Below are 12,916 nucleotides of genomic sequence, written 5' to 3' on the forward strand. Positions count from 1 at the left end.
CGCCAACCGGGTTACCGATGCTCCTGCTCCCGGGAGGCCAACGTCCAGCTCACCACGTCCCGTGACACCTTATCCATCGCCCGCCCGAACGCCTCGACCACCTGCGGCACTTCTTTCCCGCTGACCGGCTCGTGCACTTCGAACCGTCGCGACGCGACGATCTGATGCTTCCGCGTACTGGCGAGAATCGCATCGAAGCGAATCACCACTTCCGGCGCGCCACCGACATATTCGGTCTGGAACGCGGCGAGCGACCCGCCCAGTTCGACGTCCGCGCCCAGATTGCTGTCATCGGTACTGATGGCTGAAACACGCCCGCTGTCCCGGAACGCATCCGCGAAGCGATCGCGAACCAGATGCGGCACGCTGTCCGCCCAGCGCGCTCCCGCGTACACCGTAATGGTGTTCGCTTCGGGCACTACCGCGATGCGCGCATTGTCCAGCGCGCGCGGTGCATTGGGTGAGGCGATACGTAGCGACCAGCTGACTGGCGTCGCCGCCGAGGCGGCGGGTCGTGCGCCGGGCGCCGCGGGTAACGTATAGATACGTGGCGTTTCCGCCTTCGGCAGGATCGAGCAGCCGGCCAGCAGGGCGATGAGCAGTGGAGCGGCGAAGCGGGCACGGCTCATGGCGTGAACTCCTTGGTCTTCTCGCGGCCGAACAGGTAGCCGCTGGGGTTTTCGTCGAGACGGCGGGTGATCGAGCGCAGCGAACCCAGCGTGTCGCGCAGCTCACGCAATGCCGGAGCGAGGTCGCCCAGACTGGCGGCGCCGCCATTGATCGCATCGGCGTTGTCATTGAGCAGGCGATCGACCGAGGCCATCGAATGCTCCAGTGACGCCATCGCCCGCTGCGCGCTCTCCAGCGTCGCCTTGCCCTGGCCTTCGACCAGACCGTTGGCGTTGTGCACCAGCGTGCGGCTCTCGGCGAGGGTGGCGCTCGCTTCCTGCGTCGTCGTATTCAGCTGCCTGATCAGCGAGCGGATGTCCTCACGCTCGTCGGCGATGACCGCGGTGGTCTTGTCCAGATGATCCAGCGTGCGCTCGATGCGCTGCACGTTGTCCTTCGACAGCAGATCCTTGGCCTGCGCGGCGGCCTGACTGATGTTGGTGATCAGGTCCTCGCCGCCGGCGAGGAGTCGCGCGAGCGGGGAAGGGTCGGCCATGATGACCGGCACTTCGCCGTCATGACCCACCAGCAGCGGGCTGCCGGGCGAACCGCCGGAAAGCTGGATGATGGCCACACCGGTCACACCCGTGACGGCCAGCTTGGCGTGCGTGTCCTTGCGCAACGGTGTGTCGCCGGTCAGGCGGACACGGGCGAGCACACGGCGCGGGTCTTCGGGATCCAGACGCAGCTGCGTGACATCGCCGAGGCGGATGCCGTTGTACTGCACCGCGCCGCCCTTCGACAGGCCGGTGACCGCCTCGTTGAACACGATGTCGTAATAGTTCCACTCCTGATCGGAGTGCGCCTTGGCCAGCCAGACCCCGAAGGCCAGGCCGAACAAGACGACGAGGACCGCGAACAGTCCTATCAAGACGTGGTGGGCACGCGTTTCCATGACTCAGTCCTTGCCTCGGTGGGCGGCGAGGGTGGCCGCGCGACCGCGCGGTCCGTTGAAATAGGCCTGGACCCAGGCGTCGTCGGTGCGGGCGACCTCATCGATCGGCGCCGCGGCGAGCACGCGCCGCTGCGACAACACGGCGACGCGGTCGCAGGTCGAATACAAGGTGTCCAGATCGTGGGTGACCAGAAAAACGGTGAGACCCAGCGCGTCGCGCAGGGTGACGAGGAGGCTGTCGAACGCCGCCGCGCTGATCGGGTCGAGTCCCGCGGTCGGCTCGTCGAGAAACAGGATCTCGGGATCCAGCGCCAGCGCGCGGGCCAGTGCCGCGCGCTTGATCATGCCGCCCGACAGTTGCGAGGGATACTTACGCCCCGCATCCACCGGCAGTCCGGACAAGGCCAGCTTGACGCCCGCCAGCCGCTGCGCGTCCAGGCGGTCGAGACCGGCGTGTTCGACGAGCGGGAGCGCGACGTTCTCGGCGACCGTCAGCGACGAGAACAGCGCGCCACTCTGGAACAGCACGCCGAAACGACGCTCCACGAGCGACCGCTTTTCCGCCGACAGCGAGAGCAGGTCTTCCCCGAAGACCCGTACTTCACCAGCAACCGGTCGCACGAGACCGACGATGGTCCGCAGCAGGACCGACTTGCCGGTACCCGATCCGCCGACGACGCCGATGATCTCGCCCCGGTAGACATCGAGGTCGAGGTTCTCGTGCACGGTCTGCGCGCCGAAGCGATTGACCAGGCCACGCACTTCGATGACGGTCTCGCGCGCGCTCACCAGCCCATCTCCATATAGAAGAGGGCGGCGAGGGCATCGAGCAGGATCACCACGAAGATGGACTGCACCACCGCCGAGGTGGTGTGCTCGCCGACGGACTGCGCACTGCCCGATACCTTGAAGCCCTCCATGCAGCCGATCACCCCGATCATGAAAGCGAAGACGGGCGCCTTGGCGATGCCGACCAGAAACTGGGTCAGCGATATGTCGGCCTGGAACATCGACAGGAACATCGACGGCGACATCTTCAGCACCGCCATGCAGACCACGCCGCCGCCGACGATGCCGGCGATCATGGCGATGAAGGTGAGCAGGGGCAGGGCGATCAGCAGGGCGAGCACGCGAGGCAGGACGAGGAGTTGGACCGGGTCCAGTCCCAGCGTGCGGATGGCGTCGATCTCTTCCCGCGCCTTCATCGAACCGATCTGCGCGGTGAAGGCGCTCGCGGTCCGGCCGGCAAGCAGGATCGAGGTCAGCAGGACGCCGAACTCGCGCAGGAAGGCGAAGCCGATCAGATCGACGGTGAAGATGCTGGCGCCGTAGCTGGCCAGCGCGGTCGAGCCGAGGAAGGCGACCACCGCACCGACCATGAAGGAAAGCAACGCCAGGATCGGTACCGCATCCAGACCGGTCTGCTCGATGTGCGACACCAGTGAGGTGACCCGCCAGCGCTTCGGCTGCCAGACGGTGGCGAGAAATCCCTGCAGGGTGATGCCGATGAAAGCCAGCAGCTTCGCGGTCTGTTTCCAGGAACCTTCGAGCGACCTGCCGATCCGCTCCAGTGCTTCGACGAAGCCGGCGTTGCGCTTGCGCTTCACGCCCTTGCAGTAGGTGTCGATGGCGTCGCCCACGGTCTTCAGCAGCGCGCGCCGCGCAGCGGGCAGGTCCTCATGCTGGGCCAGTTGCTGGGTGCGTGCGCTGCCGAGCAGTTCGGCGATGACGAAGGCACCGGAGGTGTCCATCGCGCCGAGCCGCGCGATGTCGACGGCGACCTCCGCCCCGATCGATCCAGCCAGTTCGTTGGCGCGACGCTGCAGGGCGGGATAGTGGGCGAGCGTCCAGTCGCCCGAGATCGACAGTCGTTCGCCCGCCGCGTCGCGGGTCAGGGTGGCGGAGCCGGGGGCGGGTGCCGTCGTCATGGAAGGAAGGCTACCTTAGTCCGGACGTGTTGCGCTGCGATTGGCCTTATCTGTCGTCGGACCGGATAATGCGGGGCTGTATCCCACCGCCATCCCCCGCAAGGTACTCCGATGACCGAAAAGACCGAACTCAACGCCACCCACCGTGAACTCGGTGCCCGCATGGTCGACTTCGGCGGCTGGGACATGCCGATCGCCTACGGCTCGCAGATCGAAGAACACCACGCCGTCCGCAAGGACGCCGGCATGTTCGACGTGTCGCACATGACGGTCGTCGACCTGACCGGCGAGCAGGTCCGTCCCTTTCTTCGCAAGCTGGTCGCCAACAATGTCGACAAGCTGGCCAAATCGGGCAAGGCGCTCTACACCTGCATGCTCGACGAGAACGGCGGTGTCATCGACGACCTCATCGTCTACTTCCTGCGCGAGGATTTTTTCCGTCTGGTCGTCAATGCGGCGACGCGCGTCAAGGATCTCGCGTGGATCACGAAGCAGGCGGCGGCCTTCGACGTCACCGTCCGTGAGCGCCCCGAGTTCGGCATGATCGCGGTGCAGGGTCCGAACGCCCGACAGAAGCTGATCGCACTGCTGCCCGAGGACGTCCGCGAGAAGGCGACGAAGCTGGGCAAGTTCGCCGCCATCGAGGTCGAAGGTCCCAACGGCATGCCGTTGTTCCTCGCCCGCACCGGTTACACGGGTGAAGACGGCTTCGAAGTCGTCGTACCGAACAGCCGCGTGGTCGAGCTGTGGAACCTGCTGCGCGAGGCGGGCGTCGCCCCGGCGGGTCTGGGTGCGCGCGACACCCTGCGCCTCGAAGCCGGCATGAATCTCTACGGTCAGGACATGGACGAAACGGTCACGCCATGGGAGGCCGCGTTGGCCTGGACGATCTCGTTCGACGAAGGCCGCGACTTCATCGGCCGCGCCGCGCTGGAGTCGCAGAAGGCTGACGGGGTGTCACGTGTCATGGTCGGTCTGGTGATGGACGAGAAGGGCGTGCTCCGTCACGGCCAGAAAGTTCTCACGGCGATTGGCGAGGGCGAGATTCTTTCCGGCGGCTTCGCACCGACGCTCGGCAAGTCGGTCGCTTTCGCCCGCATTCCGGTCGGCGAGCACGGCGACGTGCGCGTGGACATCCGCGGTCGCGAGATTCCGGTGCGCGTGGTCAGGTTCCCGTTCGTCCGTGACGGCCAGCCCATGCCCGGCATCGCCGACTGACGTACACATATATATATGTCAGCGTGCGGACGCCGCGCCCGGCTCCAGTGACAGGACGGCGTTGCCCGCTGCGCCGTTCTGCAGCAGATATTTGCGTTGCGGCTGGATGACGTAGAAGGTATCCACATGCGCGACGTCCTCGCCGGACGTGCGGTCATAGATGTGCAGCGTGACGTAGCCGCCGGTGAAGCGGCGCCAGTCCACCAACGGATAGGACCTGTCATACCAGGTCCTATCCCGCTTGACCCAGGGCAGGGGATGGACTTCGGTCCGCGGCTTGCCGTCCTGACCGGTCCCGGAAACCACGACAAAAATCGATGCCTCGCCGAGCGAATCGGGATGTTTGTCGTCGCGAAGCAGGATGCGCCGCAGCATGGTGGTGGCTTCCGGGGTTGGCGAATGACCGGTCGTCACGGCACGCGCGGTCGACGGTACGCTCGCGACGACGGTCAGCAGGAAAAGAAGAAACGTCGTGCCTGGTGGCAGGTGCATCGTTTTGCTCCATGGGAAGAAAGGCCGGGATGGCGTGCCACCCCGGCCTTCTCGTCAACGCTGGCGGACCTCGTAGGGCGCCAGGACCATTTTCACTTCGCCGCGGGCGCCGATCAGCGGAGCGTTCTTGCTGCCGTAATCGTGCCCGCGCTCCAGCACGTAGAACGAATCGATGTAGTCCGTGCTGTTTTCGAACCACGAACTCTCCATCGCGCCGAGTATCTTCTGACCGATCCTGGAGATGCCCGCCACGATGAGCGCGGGCGGAGCCGCCGGCGACACGACCAGCGCGGTGTCGCCCACCGCCTCCGTCAGGGCGGACGCAAGCTTCTGGAAGTTGACGTTGCCGTCGTCTTCAAAGAACTGCACGTTGACGTAGTTGGTGCCGAACTGTGTCCAGTTGATCAGGTCCTGTCTCGGCGTATACCAGCGCTTGTCGTGGTCGAGCCAGGGCATGTCCTGGGTGACGACGACGGGTTTACCGGCGGCATCGACGCCGGACACGACAGCAAACACCTCGGCATCGCCCTGAATGTTGGGCTCGTGATCCTTCTCCAGATAGATTTCCTTGAGGATGGTCAGCAACTCGCCCTTCGTTTCGCCAGCGTCAGCCCGGGCGAAGGTCGTCAGTCGACGACTTGACGAATCGCCACGCGCCGCCTCATTGAGTACGGCCATGCCTGCCTGCACAGCGGCGGTACCGTCGGTTTCCACCAGGAGCATGGGGATGTCGGGTGCCTGGTCGATCGCGAAGCTGTGTCGCTTACCCTCGGGATCGAACGCGACGACCTGTTTCTTGCCGGTCGAACCGTCGCTGGTCACGGCGGCGGTCCAGAAGCCGCGAAGACTCCTGGGTTGCGGATGTGCGCCCAGACCGTGGACACGCACGCTGGCGATATGGCCGAGCCTGCCCTCGAGGCCGCGCAGGTGGACGGCCTGTCGGTCGAGGTCGAGCATGTCGTCCACGACGTCCTGCTTGCCATCGGCGACCGCGGTCTGGGCGTAGTCGTTGAGAATTTCCGCCAATGGGGCCTTGCCGTTACCCAGATGGTCACGGATGGCGGTATCGAGGGCGGGCTGGTGGAGGATCGAGGCGAGGTCGCGTGCCAGTGCGACGCGTGCGTCGCCGGGGGAGGAAACGTCCGTCGCCATCAGCGACGGCGAGAGCGCGACGGCGATGAGGGCTGCAAGGCAGGTCATCCTGGTTTTCCGTGTCATAAGGTTCTCCATGGGGAATGGGGCGGGCGACGTCGGAGGTCGCCTTCGTGGTTCAGCTCGATTGGCCGAGCTGGTTGTCAGCGTATGCCCGCGTGTTCGCTCGCGCTGCGAGCGAAGCCTTAGGTTCACGTAGGGGAGTTCGTAGCCAGAGGGCAGGCGAACGCCCGCAGCCGCGCATTGCGCCCGCGTTTCTCCCAGACGCTTTCGCGAAACGCGCGGACCGGCGACAATTGGCCGTCGCACCAACGCACCCCCCGTCCCGAGACAACGAGGAACACCCCATGAGCGAAATCCCCGGCGATCTGAAATTTGCAAAAACCCACGAGTGGGTCCGCGTCGAACAGGACGGTACGGTCACCGTCGGCATCTCCGACCATGCGCAGGGCGCACTGGGCGATCTGGTCTACGTCGAGTTGCCGGAAGTGGGCAGCAGCGTGCAGGCCGGTCACGGCACGGCGGTCGTCGAGTCGGTCAAGGCCGCCTCCGATATCTACGCGCCGGTGTCGGGCGAAGTGATCGAGGTGAACACGGTACTTTCCGACAAGCCGGAAACGATCAACGAAGATGCGTACGAGGGTGGCTGGATCTTCAAACTGAAGATCGAAGACAAGAGCGAACTCGACGAGCTGATGACCGCGGACGAGTACGCCGAGCACGCCGAGAACGACGACCACTGATCGACTCGCCGACGCTTCACCCCGATGCCGGTCGTCTTCGACCGGCATTTTTTTGTCCGGGAGGGGTCTTCGGCGAAATTTTTTTTTCGCCTCAGTCGTGTTCCGTTCATCCCCGAAATTCGCCTCCCGATGGATGGTGACCGGAGCGACGACGTGCGCTGTCGCGGTGCGATGCGATTGCGGCGTTTCTTTTGAACGAACAAAAAAACGCCTTTATTTAAGGTGTTTTTTGAACCGCATAAGAGATGCGGTGTGTTTTGAATGGAAGTCCATTAGTGCCTTGCTAATGCCGAAGGTGCGTCGGGGATAAACCCGGTGGACTTCCCGATCGTCCGGTATGTGTCCGCAACGTCTTCAATTTAGAGCCAAAATTTATTGACAGCGGAAATGTTCAGGAATAGCTTTTGCGTCAATTGACGGGGAACCCGGAAATGGAAACAGGAAAATTCGTCAGGCCGTATGTGGAGCATGGTTCGAAAGCGGGTGCGGTACGCAAGATCACCGTCTCGATTCCGCTGCACATTCTCCGCCTGCTATCCGATGAACGTACTCGCCGCCAGGTGAACAATTTGAGGCACGCTACGAACAGCGACCTGCTGGTCGAAGCGTTCCTCCACGCTTTTACTGGGCAACCACTGCCAACTGATGAGGAGCTGAAGAGAACTATGGCCACTGCCAAGAAAGCCACTGCCAAGAAGTCCGCCGCCAAGAAAGCGACGAAGAAGTCCACCGTAAAGAAGACGGCCGCGCGCAAGTCGCCGGCGAAGAAGGCTTCGACCCGTAAGGTCGCGGTCAAGAAGGCTGCGACCCGCAAGTCGCCGGCCAAGAAGGCCACCGCCAAGAAGGCTGCGGTCAAGAAGGTCGCCCGCAAGGCGTCCACCCGTAAGGTCGCTGCCAAGAAGGCAGTCAAGAAGGCTTCCGTAAAGAAGGCTTCCGTCAAGAAGACCGCTCGCAAGGCTGCTCCGCGTAAGGCTGCCGCCCCGCGTAAGGCTGCCTCGAAGAAGGTCGCCACGGCGAAGGTCGTTCGCGCGACCAAGACCGCCAGGGCACCCCGGGCCGCCAAGGCCAAGTAAGCGTTACCTTCCAATAAGAAAGTACGTTTCCGAATTATCTCCCCGCGGTGCCCAGCGCGGGGAGACACTTCGAAACCTTGACCCCGGCTTGCCGGGGTTATTCATTGATGGGGTTCGCAGAATATCTCCCCCGGAAAAGCTCCTAGGGCGTCGCGCTGGATTCACGCGGCCATTACGGTTACCTTGTCGCCACATCGCGCTGCGGGGGACGGGGGGTCCGCCGCGTCAAGCCATCAGGGGGCGCGCGCCTTGCGGAGTCGTACGACCGCCATGGATAACCGTCCACCCTTTATCGATCGCCGCCAGCGTGGCGCGGTCAGTCCCGTGACGCTCGCCGTCATCGGCATCGTCGTCGCGCTCGCCGTTGCGGCCTGGTTCCTGATCGTCAAGCCTTACCGCGACGCCCGCGCCGCGGAGACGCCCGCGCCGGTAGCGGTGCAGAAGGCTGCCGCGACCGGCGTGGCCCCGCCGGCCAACGTCGATGCACTCAGCGTCGACCAGCTGCTGGCCGAAGCGCGTACCGCCATGAACGAGCAGCGCCTCGTCGCCCCGGCGGGCAACAATGCCTTCGAGTTCTATATGAAGGTGCTGCAGAAGCAGCCCGGCAACCCGGTCGCCGCGGATGCGCTGCGCGAGACCTTCTCCTACGGCTCAGCCGCGACGGAGCAGACGATCAACCAGCGCGACTTCAATGAAGCGCAGCGCGAGATCGACCTGCTCGCCAAGGCCGATCCCGAGAACTACACCCTGACCATCCTGCGTTCGAAGCTCGATGCACAGCGCAAGACGCTGGACCGCGAGCAGCAGCAGGCGGTCGATGCGCAGAAGGCTCAGCAGGTCGCGCAGCAGAATGCCGCCGCCACCCAGCGTCAGCAGGCCGAACAGGCCGAACAGGCCGCCGCGGCCATCGAGGCGCAGCGCGCGCAGGCCGCACGCGAGCAGGCGGCTCGTGTCGCTCAGGCGCAGCAGGCGGTGCCCGTCGCCGCACCCGTCGCACGACCGGCCGCCGCGCCGGCTGCCTCAGAGGGCGGGGCCATCAGCGATGCCGTCCTTATCCGTCAGGTCAACCCGCGCTATCCGACCGCCGCGATGCGTGCGAATCAGGAAGGCTGGGTCGACGTCGAGCTGACCGTCGGTCCCGACGGTCGCGTTGCGAACGTCAACGTGGTCGACGCTCAGCCGAAGCATATCTTCGACCGCTCCGCGATCGACGCCGTCAGCCGCTGGGAGTACAAGGCCGCCACACGCAACGGCGAACCGATGACCGTCACCCTGCGCCGCCGCCTGCAGTTCAACCTCGGCCGGTAAGTCACCACACCAGCCGCGCAAAGAAGAAACGGCCCCTCGGGGCCGTTTCTTTTGGGCTATAGGTCGTATGAAAACGATCACGGTCGCCGTAACCTGGTGAAAGCCCGGAAGCTGGAACCTCGTTTACTCCGGCTTCTTCTTTTTCTTCACCGCCTTGACCGGTGCCGCCTTCTTCACTGGCGCCGCCTTGCCTTTCGCTTTGGTTTTCGTGGCAGGCGCCGCCTTGGCCACCGGCGCCGTGCGCACGCTTCCTTCCACACCCGCCCAGTCGACGTGGTTGAGCCCAAGCAGGCTGTCGAACACCATCGGCATCAGACCCGCCGGGACCGGACCCGCACCGTTCCACATGGTCACGACGCCGGCGTGATACTTGGGAAAGAAGCCGATCATCGTGCGATAGCCAGAGACCGCGCCCGCATGGAAGATCAGGTCTTCATTGGCGTACTTGAATACGCGCCAGCCCAGCGCGTAGTGCGCGTCGGTGACACGCGCGCGTCGCCAGGGCAGCGAGTGAACTTCCGACGGCGTGGCCACCTCGGGCGCGTGCAGTACGTCCAGCGATGGCGTCGGCAGGACGTCCGGACGTCCGCCCATCTGGGCCATCAGCCACTGTTCCATGTCGCGCAGGCTGGCGTTGACGCCGGCGGCGGGGGCGACACGGTAGTAACTGTCGTTGGGCTCGTAGGGAATCCAGTTGTGCGGACCGCCGCGATGCGGGCGTGCCCAGCTCTTGCTGGCTTCGAGCGCGTCGCGGCCGTAGCTGGCGGTGGTCATGCCCAGCGGGGCGAAGATGCGGCGTTCGACCTGTCGAAAGAAATAATCGCCGGTGGTGGCGTAGATGACGTCGCCGATCATGCTGAAGGCGACGTTCTGGTAGCCGTAGCACGCGCCCACCTTGCAGGAGAGGTCCACCTCGTCCAGTTTGCGGACGAGCTCCTCGTAGGGAGCGTCGGCCTCGAGCATGTTGTCGTACGTGTTGCGCGGCAGACCGAGGCGCTGGCCGAGGATGTCGCGCACGGTCGCCTGCTGCGCCGCCTCCATGTCCTTGAGCTTGAAATACGGAATGGTGTCGATCAGCTTGGTGTCCCAGCTGAGAAAGCCTTCACGGACCAGCACGGCGGTGACGCCCGTGGCGAAGGCTTTCGACAGCGACGCCAGGCGGAACACGGTTTCCGGTGTGGCGGCTTCTTTCGTCTTCGCGTTGGCGTAGCCGATGGCGCGCTCGTACACGACCTTGTCGTCGACGATAACGGCGGTGACGATCGCGGGGGCGGCGTCGCGGGCTTCGGCCGCGTCCATCCAGCGGTTGTAGTTCTCGATCGTTTCCTTCACGCGCTCCGCAGGCAGCTTTTCCGACGTCGGGTCGACATGGACGACCGGGGGTTTCTGCGGCGGCTTCTGCGGCGGCGGAGCGGCGAGGGCGAAGGGGGCGGTGGCGGCGCAGGCGAGCGCACAGGCCAGCAGGGAGGCGGATCGAAACGACATGCTATTCTCGCGAAAGCGAGGCGTGACGGACACGCCGAAGGGAGGGAAACGTCATGGGATGGATCGTTTTTCTGATCATCGTCGCGGTCATTGTCGTGTACTTCATCGCTGTCTACAACGGACGGCAGACTTCACACAAACGACGACCCGGTTCCCCTTCACGATCCGGTGCCCGCGGCGAGCCGTGCTAGGCTTCTCGCGCATCCCGCCGACCCCGGACCCACCGTGAACGAACGTCGACCCTTCGCCAGGGACGAAGCGAGGACCCTCACGCTCTCCGTCATCGCCTTCTTCTTCGTGATGACGTCGTACTACGTGCTCCGTCCGGTGCGCGATCAGCTCGCTGGCGCGGCCGGATCGCAGTCGTTGCCGCAGTTCTACGCGATCGTCTTCGTGGTGATGCTGGCGCTGACACCGGTCTTCGGCTGGCTGGTCTCGCGATTTCCGCGCAAGCTGGTGATCGGCAGCAGCTACGTCTTCTTCGCCGCTTCGATGCTCGCGTTCATCCCGGCCTTCGTCGCCCAGGACCGCATCGGCGCGGTGGCGCTGGGGCGGATCTTCTTCGTCTGGGTCAGTGTGTTCAATCTCTTTGTCGTGTCGCTCTTCTGGAGCTTCATGGCGGATGTCTACCGCAGCCAGCAGGCGCGGCTGATGTTCCCGTTCATCGCGGCCGGTGGCATGGCGGGCGCGCTGCTCGGCCCCTTACTGACACGGCTGCTCGTCCAGCGCCTCGGTGTGCCCGCGATGCTCGTCGTCTCCGCGGCGTTCCTGCTGCTGGCGCTGGGCGCACTGCTCGCGCTCTCGGCACGGCGTGACCTGAACGATGAAAGCGAAGGCGCGCCGGTCGGCGGTTCGATCCTGCAAGGCGCGAAGGCGGCGTTCTTGCAGCCGTTCCTGCGGTACATGCTCGTGCTGATGCTGCTTGGCGACGGCATCGCCACCATGGGCTACACGCTGATGGCGGATTACACCAAGGGACATTTCGCCGACAACGCGGCACGCACGGCCTTCTATGCCGATCTCGATCTGTGGACCAATTGCTTCGGTGCCTTGCTGCAGCTGACGCTCACCCCGCTGATCATGCGCGGGCTGGGCGTGGTCTGGGCCATGGTTCTGCCGGCGCTCGTCAACATGGCGCTGCTGCTCGGCCTGTCGGCACTCGGACTCATCGACCTGCACGTCTTCGGCTGGACGGTGCCGGTGATCGCGATCGTGCTGGTCGGCTCGCGCGGCATGACCTACGGCATGACCAAGCCGGCGTCCGACGCGCTGTACACCCGCACGCCGCGCGAAGTGCGCTACAAGGGCAAGAACTTCATCGAGACCGCTGTCTGGCGCTTCGGCGATTTGGTGGTGACGTCGGGACTCGTCGCCATACGTGGCGCGGGTGTGGGCATCACGGCGATCGGCCTGACCGCCGCGGGTCTCGCCTGCGTGGCGGCCGAGATGGGCCGGCGTGCGGCGAAATCGCCCGACCTGCTACCCGAGCAACGCGACGACGCGACCCGGTCTAGCTCGTGATGTAGCTCTCCAGCTGATTGATGGTCTCGCGCTGTTCTGAGATCACGGCTTTGACCAGATCGCCGATGGACACGACGCCCACGAGCCTCGTGCCGTCGAGCACGGGCAGGTGGCGAAGTCGTCCGTCGGTGCACAGCCGCATGCATTCATCGACCGTGGCGTCGCTGGCGACCGTGATGACGCTGGCCGTCATGATCTCGGCCACTGGCGTGTCGCGCGACGATCGGTCCTTCAGGATGACCTTGCGCGCATAGTCGCGCTCGGAAACGATGCCGACCAGTTCACTGCCCTTGATGACCACGAGCGCGCCGACGTTCTTATCGGCCATTTGCTGGATAGCCTCGTAGACCGAGGCATCGGGTGCCACGGCGTAGACGGCTTTGCCCTTGCCTTCCAGGAGGTGCTTGACCTGCTGCATGCTCGACTCTCCGC

At 64.8% G+C, this 12,916-nt stretch carries 13 protein-coding genes; 5 read left to right on the plus strand and 8 right to left on the minus strand.

What is annotated here, in order from left to right; translation table 11 throughout:
- Positions 1-11 precede the first annotated feature (11 nt).
- From FA87_RS03605 to FA87_RS03620, 4 genes are read right to left on the minus strand one after another with little or no spacing between them, the layout of a single operon-like run.
- Positions 12-629, minus strand: a complete 618-nt coding sequence (locus FA87_RS03605; RefSeq protein WP_036115718.1) for an ABC-type transport auxiliary lipoprotein family protein — start codon at positions 627-629, stop codon at positions 12-14.
- Entirely contained in the window at positions 626-1,564 is a 939-nt protein-coding gene (locus FA87_RS03610) for an MlaD family protein (protein WP_043692487.1), read from the minus strand. The genes FA87_RS03605 and FA87_RS03610 overlap by 4 nt, the downstream gene beginning before the upstream one ends.
- Before the next feature lie 3 nt (positions 1,565-1,567).
- A complete protein-coding gene (locus FA87_RS03615; protein ID WP_239708962.1) occupies positions 1,568-2,353 on the minus strand; it encodes an ATP-binding cassette domain-containing protein in 786 nt (261 codons plus the stop codon).
- Positions 2,350-3,492 (minus strand): MlaE family lipid ABC transporter permease subunit, encoded by a 1,143-nt coding sequence (locus FA87_RS03620; protein WP_043692493.1) that lies wholly within the window; start codon positions 3,490-3,492, stop codon positions 2,350-2,352. Before FA87_RS03620 ends, FA87_RS03615 begins: the two co-directional genes overlap by 4 nt.
- A gap of 111 nt (positions 3,493-3,603) precedes the next feature.
- On the opposite strand from FA87_RS03620, the gene gcvT reads away from it, so the two are divergent.
- The gene (gcvT, locus tag FA87_RS03625) at positions 3,604-4,710 is read left to right on the plus strand and encodes a glycine cleavage system aminomethyltransferase GcvT (RefSeq protein ID WP_043692496.1); all 1,107 of its coding nucleotides are present in this window, start codon (positions 3,604-3,606) and stop codon (positions 4,708-4,710) included.
- 18 nt (positions 4,711-4,728) lie between these two features.
- Here gcvT and FA87_RS03630 read toward each other — a convergent pair whose 3' ends face one another.
- Both FA87_RS03630 and FA87_RS19715 read right to left on the minus strand, forming a co-directional pair.
- A complete protein-coding gene (locus FA87_RS03630) occupies positions 4,729-5,202 on the minus strand; it encodes a DUF3103 family protein (RefSeq protein WP_043692498.1) in 474 nt (157 codons plus the stop codon).
- A gap of 54 nt (positions 5,203-5,256) precedes the next feature.
- Positions 5,257-6,402, minus strand: a complete 1,146-nt coding sequence (locus tag FA87_RS19715; RefSeq protein WP_052191129.1) for a DUF3103 family protein — start codon at positions 6,400-6,402, stop codon at positions 5,257-5,259.
- A gap of 299 nt (positions 6,403-6,701) precedes the next feature.
- Here FA87_RS19715 and gcvH point away from each other — a divergent pair, with 299 nt between their 5' ends.
- From gcvH to FA87_RS03650, 3 genes are all read left to right on the plus strand, one after another.
- Positions 6,702-7,097, plus strand: a complete 396-nt coding sequence (gcvH, locus tag FA87_RS03640) for a glycine cleavage system protein GcvH (protein WP_043692501.1) — start codon at positions 6,702-6,704, stop codon at positions 7,095-7,097.
- Between the two features lie 404 nt (positions 7,098-7,501).
- The gene (metJ, locus tag FA87_RS21375; protein WP_345775629.1) at positions 7,502-8,170 is read left to right on the plus strand and encodes a met regulon transcriptional regulator MetJ; all 669 of its coding nucleotides are present in this window, start codon (positions 7,502-7,504) and stop codon (positions 8,168-8,170) included.
- A gap of 270 nt (positions 8,171-8,440) precedes the next feature.
- Positions 8,441-9,478 carry an energy transducer TonB gene (locus FA87_RS03650; RefSeq protein ID WP_043692507.1) on the plus strand — a complete coding sequence of 346 codons (1,038 nt, stop codon included), beginning with the start codon at positions 8,441-8,443 and terminating at the stop codon, positions 9,476-9,478.
- Positions 9,479-9,601: 123 nt separating this feature from the next.
- Here the strand turns inward: FA87_RS03650 and FA87_RS03655 are convergent, their stop codons facing one another.
- Positions 9,602-10,963 (minus strand): serine hydrolase domain-containing protein, encoded by a 1,362-nt coding sequence (locus FA87_RS03655; protein WP_052191130.1) that lies wholly within the window; start codon positions 10,961-10,963, stop codon positions 9,602-9,604.
- A 225-nt stretch (positions 10,964-11,188) separates the two neighbouring features.
- On the opposite strand from FA87_RS03655, the gene FA87_RS03660 reads away from it, so the two are divergent.
- Entirely contained in the window at positions 11,189-12,484 is a 1,296-nt protein-coding gene (locus tag FA87_RS03660) for an MFS transporter (RefSeq protein WP_081996455.1), read from the plus strand.
- Here the strand turns inward: FA87_RS03660 and FA87_RS03665 are convergent.
- Complete coding sequence (locus FA87_RS03665; protein WP_036115694.1) at positions 12,474-12,902, minus strand: CBS domain-containing protein; 429 nt, start codon at positions 12,900-12,902, stop codon at positions 12,474-12,476. The genes FA87_RS03660 and FA87_RS03665 overlap by 11 nt on opposite strands.
- Between the last annotated feature and the right edge of the window lie 14 nt (positions 12,903-12,916).

Origin of the sequence: Luteibacter sp. 9133 (assembly GCF_000800155.1) — a bacterium.
Classification (GTDB): domain Bacteria; phylum Pseudomonadota; class Gammaproteobacteria; order Xanthomonadales; family Rhodanobacteraceae; genus Luteibacter; species Luteibacter mycovicinus.